Origin of the sequence: Agreia sp. Leaf335, assembly GCF_001423605.1 — a bacterium.
Taxonomy (GTDB): Bacteria; Actinomycetota; Actinomycetes; order Actinomycetales; family Microbacteriaceae; genus Agreia.
Map to the genome: position 1 here is coordinate 773,792 of NZ_LMOQ01000002.1, position 21,294 is coordinate 795,085.

At 66.4% G+C, this 21,294-nt stretch carries 20 protein-coding genes; 2 read left to right on the forward strand and 18 right to left on the reverse strand.

All coding sequences use genetic code 11. From position 1 onward, the window contains the following. Positions 1 to 34: 34 nt before the first annotated feature. The 11 genes from ASF79_RS09660 to mfd form a co-directional block, all read right to left on the reverse strand. Positions 35 to 1,564 (reverse strand): NAD(P)/FAD-dependent oxidoreductase, encoded by a 1,530-nt coding sequence (locus tag ASF79_RS09660; protein ID WP_082495795.1) that lies wholly within the window; start codon positions 1,562 to 1,564, stop codon positions 35 to 37. A gap of 38 nt (positions 1,565 to 1,602) precedes the next feature. Beyond that, positions 1,603 to 2,892, reverse strand: coding sequence for a S8 family peptidase (locus tag ASF79_RS09665; RefSeq protein WP_055854191.1), 1,290 nt, complete (start codon positions 2,890 to 2,892; stop codon positions 1,603 to 1,605). After that, positions 2,865 to 3,383 carry a DUF501 domain-containing protein gene (locus tag ASF79_RS09670; protein ID WP_055854194.1) on the reverse strand — a complete coding sequence of 173 codons (519 nt, stop codon included), beginning with the start codon at positions 3,381 to 3,383 and terminating at the stop codon, positions 2,865 to 2,867. The genes ASF79_RS09665 and ASF79_RS09670 overlap by 28 nt, the downstream gene beginning before the upstream one ends. Beyond that, positions 3,380 to 3,931 (reverse strand): FtsB family cell division protein, encoded by a 552-nt coding sequence (locus ASF79_RS09675; protein WP_055854197.1) that lies wholly within the window; start codon positions 3,929 to 3,931, stop codon positions 3,380 to 3,382. Before ASF79_RS09675 ends, ASF79_RS09670 begins: the two co-directional genes overlap by 4 nt. Before the next feature lie 43 nt (positions 3,932 to 3,974). Further along, positions 3,975 to 5,255, reverse strand: coding sequence for a phosphopyruvate hydratase (gene eno, locus ASF79_RS09680; protein ID WP_055854200.1), 1,281 nt, complete (start codon positions 5,253 to 5,255; stop codon positions 3,975 to 3,977). Between the two features lie 98 nt (positions 5,256 to 5,353). Further along, a complete protein-coding gene (locus ASF79_RS09685; RefSeq protein ID WP_055780047.1) occupies positions 5,354 to 5,809 on the reverse strand; it encodes a MarR family winged helix-turn-helix transcriptional regulator in 456 nt (151 codons plus the stop codon). Between the two features lie 10 nt (positions 5,810 to 5,819). Further along, complete coding sequence (locus ASF79_RS09690) at positions 5,820 to 7,421, reverse strand: MDR family MFS transporter (RefSeq protein WP_055854203.1); 1,602 nt, start codon at positions 7,419 to 7,421, stop codon at positions 5,820 to 5,822. 204 nt (positions 7,422 to 7,625) lie between these two features. Further along, positions 7,626 to 8,078 (reverse strand): MarR family winged helix-turn-helix transcriptional regulator, encoded by a 453-nt coding sequence (locus ASF79_RS09695; protein ID WP_055854206.1) that lies wholly within the window; start codon positions 8,076 to 8,078, stop codon positions 7,626 to 7,628. 19 nt (positions 8,079 to 8,097) lie between these two features. Then, complete coding sequence (hisS, locus tag ASF79_RS09700) at positions 8,098 to 9,381, reverse strand: histidine--tRNA ligase (RefSeq protein WP_055780041.1); 1,284 nt, start codon at positions 9,379 to 9,381, stop codon at positions 8,098 to 8,100. Positions 9,382 to 9,390: 9 nt separating this feature from the next. Next, positions 9,391 to 10,047, reverse strand: a complete 657-nt coding sequence (locus ASF79_RS09705; RefSeq protein ID WP_235500715.1) for a MazG family protein — start codon at positions 10,045 to 10,047, stop codon at positions 9,391 to 9,393. Continuing rightward, on the reverse strand, positions 10,044 to 13,655 hold the full coding sequence (gene mfd, locus ASF79_RS09710) for a transcription-repair coupling factor (RefSeq protein WP_055854211.1): 3,612 nt from the start codon (positions 13,653 to 13,655) through the stop codon (positions 10,044 to 10,046). Before mfd ends, ASF79_RS09705 begins: the two co-directional genes overlap by 4 nt. A 91-nt stretch (positions 13,656 to 13,746) precedes the next feature. Between mfd and ASF79_RS09715 the strand changes: the two genes are divergently transcribed. After that, positions 13,747 to 14,349 carry a DUF6264 family protein gene (locus tag ASF79_RS09715; RefSeq protein ID WP_055854214.1) on the forward strand — a complete coding sequence of 201 codons (603 nt, stop codon included), beginning with the start codon at positions 13,747 to 13,749 and terminating at the stop codon, positions 14,347 to 14,349. A gap of 9 nt (positions 14,350 to 14,358) precedes the next feature. Here ASF79_RS09715 and pth read toward each other — a convergent pair whose 3' ends face one another. The 4 genes from pth to ASF79_RS09735 all read right to left on the reverse strand — a co-directional run bounded on the left by pth (position 14,359) and on the right by ASF79_RS09735 (position 17,622). Further along, entirely contained in the window at positions 14,359 to 14,943 is a 585-nt protein-coding gene (gene pth / locus ASF79_RS09720; RefSeq protein ID WP_082495796.1) for an aminoacyl-tRNA hydrolase, read from the reverse strand. Between the two features lie 30 nt (positions 14,944 to 14,973). Continuing rightward, on the reverse strand, positions 14,974 to 15,597 hold the full coding sequence (locus ASF79_RS09725; RefSeq protein ID WP_055780027.1) for a 50S ribosomal protein L25/general stress protein Ctc: 624 nt from the start codon (positions 15,595 to 15,597) through the stop codon (positions 14,974 to 14,976). Between the two features lie 195 nt (positions 15,598 to 15,792). Next, positions 15,793 to 16,719 (reverse strand): hypothetical protein, encoded by a 927-nt coding sequence (locus tag ASF79_RS09730; RefSeq protein WP_055854220.1) that lies wholly within the window; start codon positions 16,717 to 16,719, stop codon positions 15,793 to 15,795. A 12-nt stretch (positions 16,720 to 16,731) separates the two neighbouring features. After that, complete coding sequence (locus ASF79_RS09735) at positions 16,732 to 17,622, reverse strand: EamA family transporter (protein ID WP_055854223.1); 891 nt, start codon at positions 17,620 to 17,622, stop codon at positions 16,732 to 16,734. A 71-nt stretch (positions 17,623 to 17,693) separates the two neighbouring features. Between ASF79_RS09735 and ASF79_RS09740 the strand changes: the two genes are divergently transcribed. Continuing rightward, positions 17,694 to 18,638 carry a LysR family transcriptional regulator gene (locus ASF79_RS09740; protein WP_055854231.1) on the forward strand — a complete coding sequence of 315 codons (945 nt, stop codon included), beginning with the start codon at positions 17,694 to 17,696 and terminating at the stop codon, positions 18,636 to 18,638. Here ASF79_RS09740 and ASF79_RS09745 read toward each other — a convergent pair. From ASF79_RS09745 to ASF79_RS09755, 3 genes are read right to left on the reverse strand one after another with little or no spacing between them, the layout of a single operon-like run. Next, positions 18,612 to 19,682: an L-idonate 5-dehydrogenase gene (locus tag ASF79_RS09745; protein ID WP_055854234.1), complete on the reverse strand. Its 1,071-nt coding sequence runs from the start codon at positions 19,680 to 19,682 to the stop codon at positions 18,612 to 18,614. The genes ASF79_RS09740 and ASF79_RS09745 overlap by 27 nt on opposite strands. A 12-nt stretch (positions 19,683 to 19,694) precedes the next feature. After that, positions 19,695 to 20,432: a fumarylacetoacetate hydrolase family protein gene (locus ASF79_RS09750; RefSeq protein ID WP_055854236.1), complete on the reverse strand. Its 738-nt coding sequence runs from the start codon at positions 20,430 to 20,432 to the stop codon at positions 19,695 to 19,697. A 48-nt stretch (positions 20,433 to 20,480) separates the two neighbouring features. Next, the gene (locus ASF79_RS09755; protein ID WP_055854239.1) at positions 20,481 to 21,248 is read right to left on the reverse strand and encodes an SDR family oxidoreductase; all 768 of its coding nucleotides are present in this window, start codon (positions 21,246 to 21,248) and stop codon (positions 20,481 to 20,483) included. Positions 21,249 to 21,294: the final 46 nt, after the last annotated feature.

Genomic DNA, 21,294 nt, shown 5'->3' on the forward strand with positions numbered 1-21,294 from the left:
CCTGTGAGGGAACGGGCGCTTCGAACCGATGCGACTACTTGGTGTCGACCGGGTCTCCGCCACCGGCGATGATGGGAGCGCCCTCGGGCGACGGCAGGTCTTTCTCGGCCGACTTCTTGGCGGGCGCGCGCTTCGACGCCACCTTCTTGACGGTGGGTGCTGCTTCGGTCGGCGCGGACGTGATGGACGACGTCGCGGGTGCCGAGGCGGCAGCGGCCGCGGGTGCCGGAGCGGGCGCGTCAGCCGAAGGGCGGGGACGCGACGCGAACGTCTCGAACGCGGCGCGCGGGGTGACCCGGGCCTCGAGCGACGCGATGTCGCGACCGAGGACGAAGTTGAAGACCCAGTTGCCGATCACGCGGATCTTGCGCTCCCACGTGGGCATTGCGAGCCCGTGGTAACCACGGTGCATGAACCAGGCGGGGAGGCCCTTGATCGCGATCTTGCCCGACTGGAATGCGCCCACTCCAATTCCGAGGCCAGCAACGGCACCGGCGTTCTTGTGGTTGTAGTCGACGAGTGCCTCGCCGCGCAGCTCGGCCACGATGTTCTTGGCCATCAGGCGGCCCTGGCGAACGGCGTGCTGAGCGTTCGGCACGCAGAACCCGCCGACGCCACCACCCGAGAGGTCGGGAACGGCAGAGACGTCGCCGGCGCCCCAGGCATCGGCCACGATCTCATCGGCGGTTCCGACGCGCAGGTCGGGGCGAACCATGAGGCGTCCGCGTTCTTCGATGGGAAGGTCTGTGCCCTTCAGCATCGGGCTCGCCATGACGCCGGCGGTCCAGATGATGGTGTCGGACTCGAAGCTCTCACCCGTCGAGAGCTCGATGACACCGCCGACGGCGGACTTGAGCTGCGTGTCGAGGTGGATCTGAGCGCCGCGCTCGGCGAGGTTCTTGATGACCCAGAGGCTGGTGGGCAGCGAGACCTCGGGCATGATGCGACCCATGGCCTCGATGAGGTGGAAGTGCGTGTCTTCGAAGGTGATCTCGGGGTACTGCTTGAGCAGACCGCTCACGAACGAGCGCAGTTCGGCGAAGATCTCGATGCCGGCGAACCCGCCACCGACGACGACGACGGTGAGCAGTCGATCGCGCTCGGGACCGGGCGCCATGCCGGCAGCCTTGTCCATGTTGGTGAGGATGCGATCGCGGATCGCGACGGCCTCTTCGATGGTCTTGAGGCCGATGGCCTCGTCGGCGACGCCCGGGATCGGGAATGTGCGCGAGACCGAACCCGCGGTGACGACGATCTGGTCGTAGGCGAACTCGTAGGGCTCGCCGATGTTGGGCGTGATCGTCGCCGTCTTCGACGCGTGATCGATGCCGGTGACCTTAGCCGCGACGATGGCGGTCTTCTTGAGGTGACGACGAAGCGGCACGATCGCGTGGCGCGGCTCGATGGAGCCTGCGGCGACCTCAGGAAGGAAGGGCTGGTAGGTCATGTAGGGAAGCGGGTCGACGACGGTGACCTCTGCTTCGCCGGGCCGGAGCCACTTTTCGAGTTTCCATGCGGTGTAGAAACCGGCGTAGCCGCCGCCGACGATCAAGATTCTGGGCACAGTGAAAGCTCTCCTAGGGGGAAGGTGTTGTAGTTAATCTACTCCCTGCGCCGCACGCGCCGAACATGCACCACTGCTGCTGTGACGATCATCGCGAAAAGCATCAGGAACACGGAGATCACTGCGATGGGAATTCCGTTCATCGTCAGTTTAGCAACGCTCGGCCACCAGGAGGCAGCCGGTTGGGCGGTCTTCGCCGGGTCGCCGACCTCGGGAGCCGCAATCGGCTTCGGGCCTGCACCCGACGCATCCGGCGACGGCCTGTAGGTCGCGACCCAGTCTTTGAGCGATCCCATCGGATTCGCCGTGACCGACGGAACGTCTGCCGTGACCGCGGCCTCGGCGTTGATGAGACCGTGGCCGTAGATCGGCCCGGGCACGGGATCGCCCTTCGGCGTCGCCGTGCTGACGATTCGATTGATGACGCCGGCCACGTCGAGGTCGGGGTGCGCTGCACGAACGAGCGCGACGAGGCCGGACACGATGGGCGTCGCCCCACTCGTTCCCGCCCATCGCACGTATCCCCCGCCGGGAACGACGCCGACCAGTTGTTCGCTGGGCGCGGCGACCGCGATCGTGATGCCCTGGCTCGACGCGTCGAAGCTCGCGTCTCCGGCCCGATCGACGCCCGCAACCGTCAGCACACCCGGGATCGTGGCGGGTGCACCGACCTCGGTCGTGCCGCTGCCGCGGTTGCCGGCGGCGGCCACCACCACGACATCGTGATCGGCAGCGTAGAGAAAGGCGTCGTCCCAGCTCGTGGGCCAGTCGAGGCTGTTGCGAGTGAGAGACATGTTGATGACATCGGCACCGTTGTCGACAGCCCAACGCACGGCGTTGGCGATCTGATCGTCGGTGCCGACCACACCGGCGCCCAGTGCGACACTCACCGAGAGGAGCGACGCCTCGGGGGCCACTCCGATGACGCCGTCGTTTGGCCCGGTTCCGCGGCCCGCGATGAGCGAGCCCACCATGGTTCCATGCTCGTTCTCGTCGCCGACGGGCGTCTGGCCATCGGGCGAGCCCACACCCGACACGTCGGTGCCGCCGGTGACGACGCCTGCCAGGTCGGCGACGGATCCATCTACCCCGGTATCGATCACGGCGACCGTCACACCGGCGCCGCGCGTGGTGTTCCACGCCGCCTGCACTCCGTAGTCGGCCAGCCAGTACTCGGCATTGCGCACGGTGTCGGCGTGAGCCGTAGATACCGGCCCCACCGGGGCGGCGACGAGGATGCTTGTGGCGAGCGCCGCCGAGATCGCCACGACCCGAAGGCGCGGCGTACGACGGCGCGCGATCACGCGCTGGCCTCGTAGTCGATGCATTCGCACACAAGGGGCGACCAGCGCCCGCGCTCGAGTGCGAGATCGCCGATCGGGTTCACCCCGGGGCCGGCCGCCAGCGCGTGACCCGCGAGGGCATGAAGACACTTCACTCGCACGGGCATACCGCCGGCCGAGACGCCGGCGAGCTCGGGGACGACCTCGATGCCCTCGCGATCGGAGATGTACGTCGTGTGGGCCGACTCGTACTGCTGGCGAAGCTCGTCGTCGTTCGGCAGCAGATCCTGGAATTCGGCCATGACCTGGGTCGCCTCGAGGGCCGACATGGCCGCGGTGGCGGCGGGGTGGCTCAAGTAGTAGAGAGTCGGAAACGGGGTTCCGTCTTCGAGCCGCGGCTTGGTCGCCACGACGGTCGGCGCGCCGCAGACGCAGCGAGCGGCGATGCCGATCACGTTGCGCGCCGGGCGTCCGAGCTGTGCCGAGACGGTCGCGACGTCTTTCTCGGAGGGCGGGTCGAACGGGGGTGTCGTCACTGGATGGTTCCGGATTTCTGGAGTTCTTCGGGCGTCTGCGTGCTGAGACCGGCATTGACGCCGGAGGAGAAGATGGCGCCGAGCCAGTCGACCTTGGTGTTCTGGATGCCGGTGGTCACGGGTGTGTCATCGGCTGGCGCCGTGGGCGCCTGGTCGTCGATCACGAGAAAGCTCGTCTCCCCCGGCATCACGAAGTACAGCCTGTCTCTCGCCTGTGCCTTGATGTAGGCGGGGTCGCTCCACCTGGCGACCTGAGAGTCGAGTTGGGTGTTCTCTGTCTGCTTGTCCGTCACCGCCTGCTGCAGTGCAGCAAGCTGCTGCCGTTGCTCGATGTAGAGCCGCAGTCCTGGCGCGAGCACGATGACGAACACGACGAGTACGCCGAGGATCACGAAGGTGAGGCCGGAGACCCTGAAGCTGTACTTCTGAGGCGACGTTCCTCGGGAACGCGGAATGCGCGTACCCCGTGGGGCACGCGCATTCCGAGGCTTCGGTGCGTCGTCCGACGATGCGGCCCCGAGGGGCACACCCAGTGTCGGCTTGCGCATCGAGCGCCTTTCGTTCGGTGGTGTCTTTCGGCTTCGGAAGCCCTTAGCCCTTGAATCGGGGGAAAGCGGTGCGACCGGCGTAGAATGCGGCGTCGCCCAGCTCTTCTTCGATCCTCAGAAGCTGATTGTACTTAGCGACGCGCTCGCTGCGGGCAGGCGCTCCGGTCTTGATCTGACCCGAGTCCGTGGCGACCGCGAGGTCGGCGATGGTGGTGTCTTCGGTCTCTCCCGAGCGGTGCGACAGGATCGCGGTGTAGCCGTGGCGCTGGGCCAGGCTCACTGCGTCGAGCGTCTCGGTGAGCGTGCCGATCTGGTTGACCTTCACCAGAATCGAGTTGCCGGCGCCCAGGTCGAGACCCTTCTGTAGGCGGACGGGGTTGGTGACGAACAGGTCGTCTCCGACGATCTGCAGCTTGGAGCCGAGCTCGGCGGTGAAGTGCTGGTAGCCCTCCCAGTCGTCTTCCTGCAGCGGGTCCTCGATCGACACGAGCGGGTAGTTCGCAGCCAGGTCGGCGAAGTAGGCGGTGAGTTCGAGCGCCGAGAGCTGCTTGCCCTCGAAGTGGTACGACCCGTCTTTGTAGAACTCGCTGGCGGCGACGTCGGTGGCGAGCGCGATGTCGCTGCCGAGGGTGAAGCCGGCGTTCTGGATCGCCTGGGCGATGAGGTCGAGGGCCTCGCGGTTGCTCGACAGGTTGGGGGCGAAACCACCCTCGTCGCCGAGTCCCGTCGAGAGGCCCTTGGAGTGGAGGAGCGACTTGAGCGAGTGGTAGGTCTCGACGCCCCAGCGCAGCGCTTCGGAGAACGACTCCGCACCGAGCGGGACGATCATGAACTCCTGCACGTCGATGTCGTTGTCGGCGTGCGATCCGCCGTTGATGATGTTGAGCAGCGGAACGGGCAGGGTGTGCGCGTTCGGGCCGCCGACGTAGCGGAACAGGGGCAGGTCGGCCGAGTCGGCCGCGGCCTTGGCGACGGCGAGCGAGACGCCGAGGATGGCGTTGGCGCCGACGCGCTTCTTGTTCTCGGTGCCGTCGACCTTGATCAGTTCGGCGTCGATGAGGCGCTGGTCGGTGGCGTCGAGCCCCTCGATGGCCGGGCCGAGCTCGTCGATGACGGCGGCGACAGCCTTCTGCACGCCCTTGCCGAGGTAACGGCTCTTGTCTCCGTCGCGCAGCTCGTACGCTTCGAACGCACCGGTGGAGGCCCCCGAGGGAACGGCCGCGCGAGAGACGATGCCGTCTTCGAGAAGCACCTCTACCTCAACGGTCGGGTTTCCCCGGGAATCAAGAATCTCGCGAGCGCCTACAGCTTCGATCAATGCCACTGGTGTTTCTCCTCTATCAGAGCAAGGTGGTTTGCATGGAGAGCGCCTTCCGCTGTCCGATCGCAAGTCTAACGACCCGCCGGATGCGGGTGGCTGTGTCAGGCGCGCGGGTCACTCGCGTTGAATCGCTCGAGCAGCCCCGAGAACGTCGCGAGTTCATCGGCGGTCCACTCCCCCAGCCTGTCGCGGTAGTCGCTCTTCACCCGCTGACGCAGGATCTCCATGCGCTCCTCGGCCAGCGGCGTCGGAACGAGGAAGCTCGAGCGGCCGTCGCGCGGATCGGGCTGGGTGTCGACGAGACCGAGGTCACGCAGCACCTTGATCTGCCGACTCACGGCGCTCTTGTCGAGTCCGGTCTGCTGGATGATCGTGCTCGCCTGGGCGGGCGCGCAGGTGAAGATCATGCGGAGGATGTTGAATCCGGTGGGCTGCAGCTCCGGGTGGAAGCCGTTCGAGTAATCCCGCAAGGCCGATCGTCCGGATCGGAAGAGCTGCGCGATACCGGCCTCGATGCCGAGCAGCAGCTCCTGCTCGACGTTCGTGGGTTCTGTCACAGGCACTAGGTTACCGGTCCCTCACAGCGGACATGGAGCCGGTGCGCGGGGTCGCGGCGACCTCGTCGGCACTCACCGCCACGATCGTGTCGGCGGGTTCGCCCTCCAGCTGTTCGAGCGCGGTCTTGGTTCCCAGCGGCTTTGCCGGCAGGAACGCGATGGCGATCACCGTGACGACAGCGAGAGGAATAGCCAGCATGAACACGTCGCCGATCGCGTGGCCGTACGCGGACTCGACGATCACGCGAACAGGCCCTGGCAGGGTGCTGACATCGGGGATCGCTCCCCCACTCAGGCCTTGAGCCGCCTGCGCTCCAGCCGCGCCGAGGCCCGTCAGGCCATCCTTCACGAATTGAGCGACCTGGGTACCGAGCACCGCGCCCATGACGGACACGCCGATCGTGCCGCCCAGGCTGCGGAAGAACGCCACCGAGGCGCTCGCCACACCGAGCTGACGAGGGTCGACCGAGTTCTGAACGACGAGCACCAGGTTCTGCATGACCATGCCCACTCCGGAGCCCATGATGAACATGAAGACGGCGACCAGAACGTAGCTCGTGTCGTAGCGCAGCGTCGACATGAGCGAGACGCCGATGGTGAGGAGGATCGATCCGACGACCATGTAGCGTTTCCACGTACCGGTGCGGCTGATCAGTTGCCCGACGATCGTCGATGAGACGAGCACACCGCCGATCATGGGAATCGTCAGCAGACCCGACTCGGTCGGCGTGGCGCCGCGGGCCAGCTGCATGTACTGACCGAGGAAGACACTGGTGCCGAACATGGCGACGCCCACGGAGATGCTGGCGACGACCGCGAGCGTGAAGGTGCGGTTCTTGAAGAGGGTCATCGGGATGATGGGCTCCTTCACGGTGAGCTCGACCCAGACCGCTAGTCCCAGCAGCACGACGCTGCCACCGACCATGAGGTACGTCTGCCACGAGTTCCAGTCGAAGTTGTTGCCCGCGAGCGTGACCCAGATGAGCAGCAGAGAGACACCGGCCGCGATCAGCACAGCCCCGAGGTAGTCGATGGTGACCTTCTTGCGCACCTTGGGCAGCTTCAGGGTGAGCTGCAGCACGATGATCGCGGCGACGGCGAAGGGAACGGCGATGTAGAAGTTCCAGCGCCATCCGATCGAGTCGGTGACGATGCCGCCGACGAGGGGGCCACCCACGGTGGCGACCGCCATGACCGCGCCGAGCAGTCCCATGTACTTTCCGCGCTCACGCGGACTGATGATGTCGGCCATCACGACCTGCACGAGGGCGGTCAGACCACCGGCGCCCAGACCCTGGAGGACGCGGAAGAGAATCAGCGTTCCCGTGTCTTGCGAGAAGCCCGCCAGGATCGATCCGAGCGTGAAGATGACGAGGGAGATCTGGATGAGCAGCTTGCGGTTGGTGAGATCGGCGAGCTTGCCCCAGATCGGCGTCGACACGGTGGTGGCGAGCAGAGTCGCTGTGACGACCCAGGTGAAGGCAGCCTGGTTTCCCTTGAGATCGCCGATGATCTTCGGCAGTGAGCTCGACACGACCGTCGAGGCGAGAAGGGCGACGAACATGCCGAGCAGCAGACCCGAGAGAGCCTGCAGCGTCTGTCGCGGGGTCATGGAAGGCCGCGCCGCAGCAGCGGCGCCGGGTTGGGACTCGGCGGTGGAGAGAGAAGACAAAGGGGCTCCTGAAAAAGAAAACTCCTCACCGCTCGTCGATGAGGAGAAAGTTGACTTGCGTCAACGTTATCAAATTAGTTGATTAAACGCAACGACCCTCGGATTTCTCCGAGGGTCGTTGCAGAAGCCGGGCTGCCGGATGACTCAGGCGGCGACGACCTCGCTGCGCACCGCGATGCTGCACTCGAGGAGGTCGACCGTGCGCTGAAGGACGGCGACGTCGTCGGGGTCGAGTTCCTCGAAGAGGGGCTCGAGAGTGGAACCCAGTCGATCGCGCCAATCGGCGAGAGCGCGCTGGCCCTTGGGAGCGACGGCGATCTGCCATGCACGCGCATCGGTCGAGTCGGCGATGCGCTTGATCCACTCGAGCTCGTTGAGGTTCGCCACGATCTTGGTCATGGTGGGCTGACTGACCCGGCTGTGCTTGGCGAGTTCGCCGAGTCGCATGGGACCGAAAGAGGTGAGCACGCTGAGCGTGCGCCAAGTGGCAGGAGACGTGGAATCGCCGGTGGCCTGCGCAGCGAGGCGGGTAAGACGGTGGGTGACCGATACGAGGTCACCGAGAATGGTACTGAGTTCGCTGTTCACTTGATTCATTGTATAGCCCGGCTATGGTCTAGTGCCCCAGTGCGCGGAATGTCAGATCGGCGGCATTCTCGGCCCCGGGCTGCACGGACGCCACGCGGGCGAAACCCGCGGCGCTGAGCCGCTCGAGCTGAAGCTTGGCGTTCTTGGCCTTGCGCTCGAGTCGCACACGCGAACCGGATGCGATCAGCTCGGTCTTCAGCGACTGCAACAGCACCGCAGACGCCCCCGAATCGTGCAGCAGCACGACGGCGTCGGCCGCCTGCTCGTCGGGCAGATCCACCAGGTCGACGATGCGCTCGAACCCGATGGAGAAACCGACGGCGGGAACATCGGTTCCGAGGAACCGGCCGATCATGCCGTCGTAGCGGCCTCCGCCCCCGAGCGAGAACGTGAAGTCGGGGTGGGCGATCTCGAAGATGGTGCCCGTGTAGTAGCCCATGCCCCGCACCAGGAACGGATCGAAGAAGATGCGCCCGGCATCCAGAGCATCACCGATGGACGAGAGCTCTGCGACGACGTCTGCGTCGATACCGTCAGGCAATGCCCGCGCGATGGCCTCGCGACCGAAATCATGCGCACTTCCTGCGGGTGAGCGAAGGAGGAAAGCCTCGAGCGCGGAGATCGCATCGGCCAGGTGCGGAGCCTTGGTGCGCAGTTCGTCGACGACACCCTCGGTGCCGATCTTGTCGGCCTTGTCGATGACGATGAGAACGAAGTCGTGCTGGTCTGCGGGGAAGCCGAAGAGCTCGAGCATGCCGATGAGCAGCCGACGGTCGTTGATGCGCACCGTGCACCCCTGCAGGCCGAGCGCATCCAGCGTCGAGAGCGTCGCCGAGATCAATTCGACCTCCGCCAACGAGGAGGCATCGCCGATGATGTCGATGTCGCACTGCATGAACTGGCGGTATCGACCCTTTTGCGGGCGCTCCGCGCGCCAGACCGGAGCGATCTGCACGCTGCGGAATACCGGGGGCAACTCGGCGCGGTGAGTGGCGTAGAACCGCGCGAGCGGAACCGTGAGATCGAAGCGAAGCCCCAGGTCGGCGAGAGCCTGCGCGTCATCGCTCTGTGCGGCGGCGTCGAGGTCGCTCCGCTCGATACCCCGTTTCAGCACGCTGAACGACAGCTTCTCGTTGTCTCCGCCGAGGCCGGAGTGCAGGCGCTGGATGTCTTCCATCACCGGTGTCTCGATCTCGTCGAACCCGTGCGCCGAGTAGCTGCGTCGGATCACGCCGAGCGCGTGCTCCCTCTTGGCCTTCTCTCCGGGGAGGAAATCGCGCATGCCACGGGGAGGAGTTACTGCAGAAGCCATTGTTCGATTCTATTGACCGCCGGCGGGTAGCTCGGCGTCGCGGATCTCGCCCTGCAGATCGCGCAGGGTCGATCTGAGGGCGCGCTCCGCGTCGAGGCCCTGGGACTTGGCGGACGCGACGATCGCCAGGAGCAGCCCACCGAGCTCGTCTTCGGTCTGCATCGGGATCGCCGCGACCGCATCCTTGTCGAGCACACCGATCTTCTGGGCCCGCCCGATGACCTTGTCGGCGAGGGCCAGCGCAGGCATGCCCTGAGGAATGCCATCGAGCACGCTGGTGCGCCCCGGCTTCTCGACGGCCTTCAGGTCGTCCCAGACGGCCACGACATCGTCGGCGGTGTGCGCGACGGCATCGCCGAACACGTGCGGATGACGACCGACCATCTTGGCCGTCATTCGCTCGGCCACCACCTCGATGTCGAAGTCCTCACCGGGGGTGTTCGCCGCCAGGTCGGCGTGGAACAGCACCTGGTAGAGCACATCTCCGAGTTCTTCGATGACGTCGTCACGCGTTCCTGCCTCGAGCGCGTCGATCAACTCGTAGCTCTCTTCGACGAGGTACTGCACGAGCGACTCATGGGTCTGCTCCGCGTCCCACGCGCAGCCGCCAGGACCGCGCAGCCGGGCGACCGTGCGCACGAGTTCGTCGAGCTTCGGATAGCTCACGATTGCTTCTCTTTCTCTGCCACGACCGGCGCAGGAAAGAGCGCCGTGAGCACGCTCTTCGTCCAGTCGATGAGGGCGGCGTCTTCGAGGACCTTGCCGTCGACGACGGGCAGCGGAATGGAGACGGCCGCAGCCTGGGCGAAGTACTTGGCGTCTGGATACATGCGCCGCATTCGCACCTGGATGGAATCAGGAAGATCGGCCGGCGCGAGGCGGAGATTCGACCCCATCGTGACGACCTCGCCGAGCCCGGACTTCTGGGCCTGGCGACGAAGTCGTGACACCGCGACGAGGTTGGCGACCTGTTCGGGCGGCTGCCCGTAGCGGTCGGTGAGCTCCTCGATGACCAGGTCGATCTGCTCGTCGTTCGACGTGGGCGAGCTCGCCGTCGACAGCTTCTGGTATGCCTCGAGGCGAAGCCGCTCGCTGTCGACGTAGTCGTCGGGGATATGGGCGTCGACCGGGAGCTCGAGTCGCAGCTCCGTCTGACCCTCGGCGACGTCTCCGCGGAAGGTCGACACGGCCTCACCGATCATGCGGAGATAGAGGTCGAAGCCGACGCCGGCGATGTGGCCCGACTGCTCTCCGCCGAGGAGATTTCCGGCGCCCCTGATCTCGAGGTCTTTGAGGGCGACCTGGATGCCCGAGCCGAGCTCGTTGTTGGCCGCCAGGGTGGTGAGCCGGTCGTTCGCGAGGTCGGTGAGCGGCTTGTGCTCGTCGTACAGGAGGTAGGCGTAGGCGCGTTCGCGCCCGCGGCCGACGCGGCCTCGCAGCTGGTGCAACTGGCTGAGACCGTACTTGTCGGCTCGATCGACGATGAGCGTGTTGGCATTCGCGATGTCGAGGCCCGTCTCGATGATCGTCGTCGAGACGAGCACGTCGAACTTGCGCTCCCAGAAGTCGACGATCACCTGCTCGAGCTGGTGCTCACCGAGCTGTCCGTGGGCCACACCGATGCGCGCCTCCGGAACGAGCTCGGCGAGTTGGGCGGCGACCTTGTTGATGCTCGAGACGCGGTTGTGCACGAAGAAGACCTGGCCTTCGCGCAGCAGCTCTCGCCGAATCGCCGCTCCGACCTGCTTGTCGGAGTAGGGGCCGACGAACGTGAGGATCGGATGCCGGTCTTCGGGCGGGGTGGCGAGCGTCGACATCTCGCGGATGCCGGTGACCGCCATCTCGAGCGTGCGCGGAATGGGGGTGGCGCTCATCGAGAGGATGTCGACGTTCGTCTTGAGCTTCTTCAGCGCGTCCTTGTGCTCGACTCCGAAGCGCTGCTCCTCGTCGATGATCATGAGGCCGAGGTCTTTGAAGCCGATGTTCTCGGAGAGCAGTCGGTGCGTGGCGATGACCACGTCGACCGTGCCGTCTTTCATGCCGGCGATCGTCTCCTTCGACTCCTTCTCTGTCTGGAATCTGCTCAGAGGGCGAAGGTGCACGGGAAAGCCGGCGAAGCGCTCTTGGAACGTCTCGAGGTGCTGACGTACGAGGAGGGTCGTCGGAACGAGCACGGCCACCTGCTTGCCGTCTTGCACCGCCTTGAACGCCGCCCGCACCGCGACCTCGGTTTTTCCGAAGCCCACGTCGCCGGACAGGAGCCTGTCCATCGGGATGGGCCGCTCCATGTCGGCCTTCACCTCGTCGATGACGGTGAGCTGGTCGGGTGTCTCGGCGAAGGGGAAGGCCTCCTCGAGCTCACGCTGCCAGGGTGTGTCGGGGCCGAAAGCGTGCCCCTTCGATGCCATGCGCGCCGAGTAGAGCTTCACGAGCTCCACAGCGATGTCGCGCACGGCCTTGCGTGCCTTGCCCTTTGCCGCAGACCAGTCGCTACCACCCATCTTGGAAAGACCGGGGGCCTCGCCCCCGACGTAGCGAGAGAGCAGGTCGAGCTGGTCGGTAGGCACGTAGAGCTTGTCGCCGGGGTATCCGCGCTTCGACGGCGCATACTCGATGACCAGGTACTCGCGCGTGGTCTTGATGGGGTTGCGACCGCCCGACTTGACCTCGCGCTGAGTGAGCTCGATGAACTTGCCGATGCCGTGGGTGGTGTGCACGACGTAGTCGCCCTGCTTCAACTGCAACGGGTCGACCACGTTGCGCCTGCGGGATGCCAGCTTCTTGACCTGGCGCGAGTCGTAGCCGACCGTTCGTCCGTAGAACTCCGACTCGGCGATGAGCGCGAGCTTGAGCTCGGGCAGCTGGAATCCGTGGTCGACCGTGGCCTTGAGGAGATAGGCGATTCCGGGCTCCGCATCTGCGGGGAACAGCTCGACCACGCGGGCGGCGATCTCGTTCTCGGCCAGCACATCGGCGGCTCGCTCGACGAGCCCGGCCCCCTGGGCGACGACAGCGACGGTCCACCCATCGGCGACGAGGCCTCGCACGTGCTCGATCGCGCCATCGACGTTGCCTTGGAAACTGGGCACGGGATCGGCCTCGATGCGCACCGTGAGGTGCTCTTCGATGTCGCGATGCTCTGGAAGTACCTCGATGAGACCGTCGGCGGATCCCGGAGCGGACTGGAAGGTCGACAGGGTCCACCACGCGCGATCGGCGCCGGCCGCCGCCCGCAGCTCGTTGAGGGTGATGAACTCCCCGCTCGTCAGGTCGATCGGCGCCTCGGCCCCGGCCGTCGCGGCCGTCCACGCCGCCGCGAGGAACTCCCGGTTCGTCTCGGCGAGGCTCACGGCGCGACTGGCGACCTTCTCGGGTGAGAGCACGGCGATGGCCGAGCCCTTCGGCAGGTAGTGAGCGACGGTGACCAGCCGGTCGAGCAGTGCCGGCGCGAGAGACTCCATGCCCTCGACAGGAATCCCCTCGGCGATCTTCGCGAGCAGTCCGGCGATGCTCGGAAACTCGTGCTGCATCTCTCTGGCGCGCTGGCGCACAGCGTCGGAGAGCAGGAGCTCGCGGCTGGGCGGAAGGTCGACCGACTCGACCGGCGTATCGAGAGATCGCTGGTCGGCCACCGAGAATGCACGGATGGTCTCGACCTCGTCGCCGAAGAAGTCGACCCGGTAGGGGTGCTCCGCGATGGGCGGGAAGACATCGAGGATGCCTCCGCGCACCGCATACTCGCCCCGACGTGTGACCATGTCGACGCGTGAATACGCGAGATTAACGAGGTCGAGCGACAGCCGAGAGAGATCGTGCCCCCGTGCGCCCGTGACGAGATGGATGGGTTCGAGGTCGGCGAGGTTGTCTGCGAGGGGTTGCAGCGCGGCTCGCACCGAGGCGACGACGACGAGCGGCTTCTGGCCGTTCCAGGTCGAGAGTCGACGCAGCGCGTCGATCCTCTTGCCGACGATCTCGGCGCTAGGGCTGAGTCGCTCGTGTGGCAGCGTCTCCCAGGCGGGGAACTCGACGATCTCGGCCTCGGGAGTCATCGAGGCCAGGGTTCCCCTGAGCATCTCCGACTCTCGCCCGGTGGCCGTGACCACGAGCAGAGCCTGCGGCAGACCGTTCGCTCCGCGCTGGCTGAGAAGCCCGGCGAGCAGCGGAGCACGAAGCCCCTCGGTCAGGGAGAAATCGACGTCGCGCGCAGCATACGCAAGGGCGTTGTCGAACGTGGAGGCGCGCGAAAGCGCGTGAGTCAAGCCCTGAAGGATCACCGTGCAAGCTTACGCGGGCCCGCCGACAGGCGCCCCTGGCGCAGGTAGAGTTCCTAGGGACTCACTCCGCCCGAACAGTTCTGAGGACCCCGTGTCGCACGTTCCCCCCATCGAACCATCCGAGCCCGCCCGCGACGAGCGTCCGCGTCCCCGGTATGGCGAGTACGCGCCGGCGTCGCAGACACCCCCTGGGGAGGCAGATCGCTCCGAGGCCACGTCGACCGGCGCGACCGCAGAGGCCCAGCCGTTCGCCGCCTCGACGTTCGCTCCGACCTCGGCCGTCTTCCACAACGCTCCCCCAGCGAAACCGAAGACTCTCGGGGTCGTGGCCTTCGTCGTCGGCCTGGTCGTGCTCCTGTTCGCCGTCGTCTTCTCCGTCGTCGGAGGCCTCGCCTTCGCGCCCATCGCGGGCAAGGCGATCACCGCCGGCGGCACGATAGACCAGACGGTCATCAACAGCGATGATCCGGGCATCGCCGCGTTCGGAGTGCTGAGCACGGTGTTCTTCGTCGCCGGAACACTGTTGGGCCTGTGGGCCATCGTGCAGGGCCTCATTGCCACGATCAAGAAGCGCGGCAGGGCATTCGGAATCGTTGCCATGGCACTCGCCGTCGCGACCCCGGTGATCTCGTTCGTCGTCTTCTACGCCGTGACCTTCGCCTCGGCCCCGGAGATCTTCAGCAACGTCGGCTGACGAGAGGCGTCAAGCCGGTGAGTGAAACTGCTGCTGGGCGGCCGTCAGACCGTCGTCGGCGATCTTCTCGACCGCGTCCGCGGCATCCACGAGCAGATTCGGCAGTACCTGACGCTCGGTGCCGGAGAAGTCGCGCAGCACGAAGTCGGCCGCATCCATGCGACCGGGCGGCCGCCCCACGCCGACCCGCACGCGAATGAAGTCGGGCGTGCCTGCGGCACTGATGATGTCGCGGATGCCGTTATGACCGCCCGGGCCACCCCCTGACTTCAGGCGAAGGGTGTCGAACGGAATATCGAGCTCATCGTGCACGACGATGAGCCTCGACGGATCGAGGCTGTAGAAATTGAGAAGCTGAGAGACCGGACCGCCCGAATTGTTCATGAATGAATTCGGCTTGGCGAGGATCAGCTTGGGACCGCCCGGGCGCAGAAAGCCCTCGGCCACCGTCGAGTTCGTCTTGTGTTTGCCGAACTTCGCACCGATTCGGGTGGCCAGTTCGGCGAGGACCATCTGGCCCACATTGTGCCTATTGCCGGCGTAGCCGGGCCCGGGGTTCCCGAGCCCGGCTACGAGCCAGACATTGTCAGACAGTTTCGTGCCTCACGTCGTGCGTTGAGATCGTTACTCGGCAGCCTCGGGCGAACCGGTGGCCTCGTCGCCAGCGCTCAGCGAGTCGCCGAGGTCGGCCTCTTCCGGAACGGTGACGTTGATGACGAGCAGCTCCGGGTCGCTGACGAGCGTGGCGCCCTCGGGCAGCACGACGTCCTTCGCGAGGATCTGGGTGCCTTCGACGGCGCCCTCGATGTCGACGACGATGCGCTCCGGGATGCTGATGGCCAGCACCTCGACGAGCAGCGTGTTCTCGTCGAGCGAAGCCAGCGTGCCGGCGAACGACTCGCCCTCGACGTGGATCGGAACCTCGACCTGGACCTTCTCGCCCTTGCGCAGGACGATGAGGTCGATGTGCTCGATGATCTGCAGAACCGGGTCCTTCTGAACGTCCTTGACCAGGGCGGCCTGCTCGGTGCCCTCGATGTCGAGGTCGAGAACGGCGTTTGCCTTGCGCAGGATCAGCGCGACCTGGTGGCCGGGAAGCGTGATGTGCACGGGCTCGGTGCCGTGACCGTAGAGAACGGCAGGGATCTTGCCCACGGCGCGGATCTTGCGGGCAGCGCCCTTGCCGAACGAGGTGCGAACCTCGGCGACGACGTTGTTGTCGTTCTGGGCGTCTTTTTTGTCAGCCATGAAAGTGCTCCTTGACGAGCCGAGAGGCCCGCATCGTTAGTGTCAATGATTCAACTCGACCGCGTATTGCGAGAGGAAAGACCCAGTTCTTGCGTGCCTCATCCACCGCGTCGATAACGGATGCTCTTCGGGCGCGGTGATCGCGCGCCGAACGGCATCCCTCGCCGAAGTTCAGTGGCCAGTGTACACGGCGGGTCAGCGCGCCGCTCGCCGCGCACGCGCAGACGACGCTGCCGATCCGATCAATGCCACGCCCAGTACGGCGATGACACCGACCGCGAACATCGTGGATGCTCCGGCGGAGGCGTCCGTGGACACCCAGGTCAGGGCGCGAAAGACGAACGTCGACACAGCGGGCAGGAAGCCAGCCACGCCGGCGACCAGGAGGATCACACCCACGACCGCCGTTCCGACCGAGCTCCACGCGGCGGTGAGTGCGACACCGCCCAGAACGAGACATCCGGCCAAGAGGATCACGAGCGAGGCGACGTCGAGGGAACGGCCGCCGAACGCCCCGGCCGAGCGCAGCAGCTCGGTCGATCCGACGACGAGCAGCGCGAGCCCTCCTGTCGTCGCGACCACGGCCACGACGAGCGACACGACCGCGCGGGCGCCGCGGCGCCGGGCTGCAGCCGAGCGCGAGGCGATGACGCGTGCGAGAGCAGATGCGAGCAGCACGACACCGACGGCGAGGAGAAAGCCGGACTGGGACCAGAGAGTGAGTGTCACGACGGCGGTCGGCCCGAAACCGGGCAGCACCTGTGCCGCCGACAGCGCCAGCATCGGATCGAGAAGGAACGCCACGGACGATGCGGTGACGAGGATTCCGCCAATCAGTGGGCCCGCTGCGGAGAGCAGTCCGGACAGCACGACCACGATAAGCAGCACCAATCCGGCCACGGCGACGAGGATCGACCCGATGTCGGGTTCGGTTCGGGCTTGCAGGACGGTCTCCTGGTACGCCCGACCTCCTCCCGCGATGACGAGCAGAAGAGCCGGCACCGTGACGATCAGCCCGATCACCGCGCTGACGACTCGGGCGGCGACCGACCCTCCCCCGGATCGTGACCCGCGCGCGGGAGATTCCTGAAAGTCGGACGCGGAGAAGATTCGCTGGGACATTCAGCGATCTTCTCAGGCGGTGGCCGGCACCGCCACCCGCCTGCCTCGCGCGCTGGCGAACAGCACGCCGCCGACCACGAACACCCCGGCGACCAACTCGACGATGTCGATGACCTCGCCGAAGGCCAGCCACGACGCCAGAACCCCCACGACGGGTACGAGCATGGAGAACGGAGCGACCACACTCGACGGATTGCGTTTCAGAAGCCCGCCCCAGATTCCGTAGCCGACGAGCGTGGCGATGAGCACGATGTAGAGCAGCCCGAATACGGCAGGCAGCGCGTCGAGCGTGAACATCGTTCCGAGGCTGTCGCCGATGCGCTGCGGGCCTTCGACCAGCAGCGCGAGCGCGAGCATCGGAACCGGCGGCACCACCGACATCCAGAGCGTGAGACGGAACGGATTCGGCGCCTCGGCCTTGCGGGTCGACACGTTGCCGATCGCCCAACCCAGCGCACCGCACAGGGTGAGGATGACGGGCAGCAACGCGGCGACCTGGGCTCTGTACACCGCGATCGCCGCGAGGCCCAGCACGGCGACGGCGATGCCGATCGCCTGCCGCTGGGTGATCCGCTCGCGCAGCCAGATTCCCGCGATCAGCACCGTGAACGGGGCGGATGCCTGCAGCACGAGCGAGGCGAGACCGCTCGGCATCCCTGCGGCCATGCCCGCGTAGAGAAAGGCGAACTGGAGCAGTCCGATACCGAGACCGGCGCCGAACAGCCAACGCAGCTTGATCGCCGGTCGGGGAACGAAGAGCACCGTCGGAATCGCGATCAGGGCGAACCGGAAAGCCACGAGAAAGAAGGGCGGAAAGTGATCGAGGGCGAGCGCGGTGGCGGGAAAGTTGAGCCCCCAGCACACGGCGACGAGTACAGCGAGGAGTCGATCTCGGGGGGACATATGCCCATGGTGACCTACTTGTAGCTGAAGGACAATTGCATCGGAAGGCATCGACTTTGTAGCCTTCCTTCATGGATGTCAATCAACTCGCCCTGCTCCGCGAGCTGGCCGAACGCGGAAGTGTCACCGAGGTTGCCTATGCACTGGGCAAGACGCCCAGTGCCGTCTCGCAGCAGTTGCGCACGCTGCAGCGTCAGGTCGGCACCGTGCTGGTCGAACGGGTAGGCCGAGGCGTGCGCCTCACCGACGCCGGACACGCCCTGGCAGAGAGCTCCGTGCGGGTCGCGACGGCCGTAGCCGAGGCCGAGGCGATCTGGAGCGCCTTCCGCGGCGGCGCATCCGGAACCGTGCGCATGGCGATCTTCTACTCGGCGGCGGAGCTTCTTGTGCCCGGGCTGCTCACCCGTATGCGCGCGCACCCCGGCATCGCATTGGAGATCTCCGACCGCGATGTGTCGCAAGACGATTTCGCCGCGCTCACGAGCGACTTCGACGTCGTCGTCGCCCACCGCTCCGACGACGTCCTTCCGGCAGACCGCGAACGCCTCACTGTCGTACCTCTCTTGCGCGAACCGCTCGACGTCGCGCTTCCGCTCGATCACCCGTTGTCGTCGCGGTCGCGGGTCTCTCCCGCCGACGTGATCGAAGAAGACTGGATCGGCGTTCCGGTGAACTTTCCGCTCGATCGGGTCCTGCAGGCGATGTCGGCCCAGGCGGGCATCTCCGCACACGTCGTCCACCGCACCACCCATCTGCCGCTCACGGAGAAACTGGTGGCGGCGGGCCACGGCGTCGCGCTACTCCCCCGCAATACGTCGCTCGAACGCGCATCCGGGCGCTACGTGCTCGTACCACTCACCGACCTCAGGGCCGGTCGCCGCATCGAGGTCATCATGCGTCCAGACCGGGCGGCCAGACGCGCCGTACACCTCGTTCTCGACGAACTCGTGGCCGAAGCCGGCGCATCCGACCCCCATGAGGGCGTCGAATCAGAACCGCAGCAGCACCTTTCCTGACACCGCGGAGTCCTTCGCCACCTCGAACGCCCGCAGAGCTTCCTCAACGCCGAACTCGTGGGTCACGACGGCGCCCACCCGCAGCGAACCGTCCGCGAGCGCCGCGATGACCTCGTCGATCTCGTCGTTGAATCGGAACGACCCGACGAGTTCGAGTTCTCGAGTGATCGCCGTGGAGATGAGCGCCGGCTGTTCTCCCGAGGGCAGGAGCCCGACCATCACGACCCGGCCGCCTCGGGTGACTCCGCGCACCGCCGACGCGAGCCCGCGGTGACTGCCCGATGACTCGAGGGCGATGTCGGCATCGACAGCGGCGATCGCGGCACTGTCGGTTGCATGGATCGTCCTGTCGGCTCCGACCGCCGAAGCGATGGCCAGGGGCCCTTCGAACATGTCGGTGACGACGATCTCGGCCGCACCGGCGCGCTTCAGAACGGCGACGATCAACGCACCGATCGGGCCGCTTCCGATGACGAGCACGCGTTTGCCTCGCACCTCGCCCGCCCGGGCGACGGCGTGCCACGCCACGCTGGCCGGCTCGACCAGCGCGGCGTCGCGCAGTGACAGGCCGTCGGGAAGCGGGCGCAGCATCCGGCTCTCGAGCACGACACGAGATGCAAAAGCGCCGTCAGTGTGCGGGTCTCTCGCCGCGCTGCCGAGATAGGTGCACCCGGGCGACAGATTGGGACGGTCCTCGGGATAGCGGGAGCCGTCGCCCGGCCCGGGTGTGGCCGGGTGCACGGCGACGCGCGTTCCCGCAGCGGGGCCCGAGCCGTCGGCCGCAGCCTGGCGCACCGTGCCCACGACCTCGTGCCCCAGGAGCATGGGCCGCTTCAGGATCGACTCGCCAGCAGCCCCGTGCAACCAGTAGTGGAGATCGGAGCCGCAGATGCCCCCATACGCCACGTCGACGACCGCCTGATCCGGGCGGGCGGTCGGCACGGCGACGCTCTCGACGCGCAGATCGTCTGTGGCGTGTGCCACGACGCCGACGGCGGCGCCGCTCACAGCGTGGGTAGCGGCTGCTTCTGTGGGGGAACTCATCGGGTGCGTCTCCTAGACGATCGTGCTGCTGAGGGTTCCGATTCCCTCGAGACGGATGTCGACCCGGTCGCCGGGAACGACGGGGAGAAACGTTCGCGGTGCACCTGTCATCACGACATCGCCGGCTTCGAGATCGAGCCACGATGTGACATAGACGAGCGTCTCCACCACCGTCGAGCCCAGGTTGAACGAGCCCGACTCAGCCAGCACGACACCATTGATGGCAACCTCGGTGGGCACGGATTCGGGGTCGTCGATCTCGGTCTCGATCCACGGACCGAGCGGCGTGTAGCGCGGTCCGCTCTTGCTCTGAAAGTTCTTCTCGTCGATCGGCACCTGGTCGACGTTGGTCACGTCATTCGCAATCGTGTAGCCGAGAACGACGTCGAGAGCGTCGTCGACCGTGAGCTTCGACGCGCGGCGACCAATCACGACGGCGAGCTCGCCTTCGACGTTGACCTGGCCCACTCCGCGCACGATCTCGATGTGCGCGTTCTGCCCGGTCACCGTGTGGGGCGATTTGTACCAGGCCTGAATGGGCAGCACGTGGTCGTTGTTGCCCTTGTTCTGCGCAATACCGAGCAGAACCCGCGGTTCGACGGGCGCGAGCAGCACAGCCTCGTCGAATGCCGTTGTGGCGCCCGTGAACACGAGTTCGTCTGCGAAGGGGTCGACGACGTGCTGCCAACCGGCGGCGTCGGCCACCGCATGGCTCGGGCCGTTGGATGTATCGAGTCGCGCGATGCGCATATCGGTGCCTTTCAGAGAGGGTGGGAGGTGAGGAGTCGCACGGTGCCGTCAGACCACGGCGGTCATCCCGCCGTCGACGTAGACGATCTGTCCATTGACGAAGTCCGATGCACGCGACGAGAGGAACACGAGCGTGCCCACGAGATCCTGCGTATCTCCCCAGCGACCCGCCGGAGTGCGCGTCCTCACCCACTCGCTGAATGCCGCATCGTCGACGAGTGCCTGGGTGAGCTCGGTTGCGAAGTATCCGGGCGCGAGCGCGTTGACCTGGATTCCGCTCGGCCCGAGATCGGCGCACATGCCCTTGGTCAGCATGGCGATTCCGCCCTTGGTCGCGGCGTAGGCGGCGATGCCCGGTCGGCCCAACTGCGACTGCACCGAGCCGATGTTCACGATCTTTCCCGAGCCGCGAGACACCATGCCGCGCGCGACCTGCTGACCGACGAAGAACGCGCTCGACAGGTTCGTCGCCACGAGGTCGTTCCAGTCGTCGGCGCTGAACTCGGTGAACGGAGCGCGGCGTTGGATCCCCGCGTTGTTGACGAGGATGTCGATGTCGCCGAAATCCCGCTCGATCCGAGTCACCCCCGCTTCGACGGCGTCACGATCGGTGACGTCGAACGTCGCCGTGGAGACCTCGACATCGCTCGAGGCGAGCACTGCCTCTCGGGCGGCGTCGAGAGTCGCCTGATCGCGACCGTGCAGCACCACCCGTGCCCCCGAGGCCGCGAGGCCGTGGGCGAGCGTGAGGCCGATGCCCCGGCTAGACCCGGTGACGAGGGCGGTGCGGCCCGTGAGGTCGAAGAGGTCGGTCATCGTGAGTCCTTTGCGTGTGATGCGAGTCGGGTGCGGGTCATGGAGT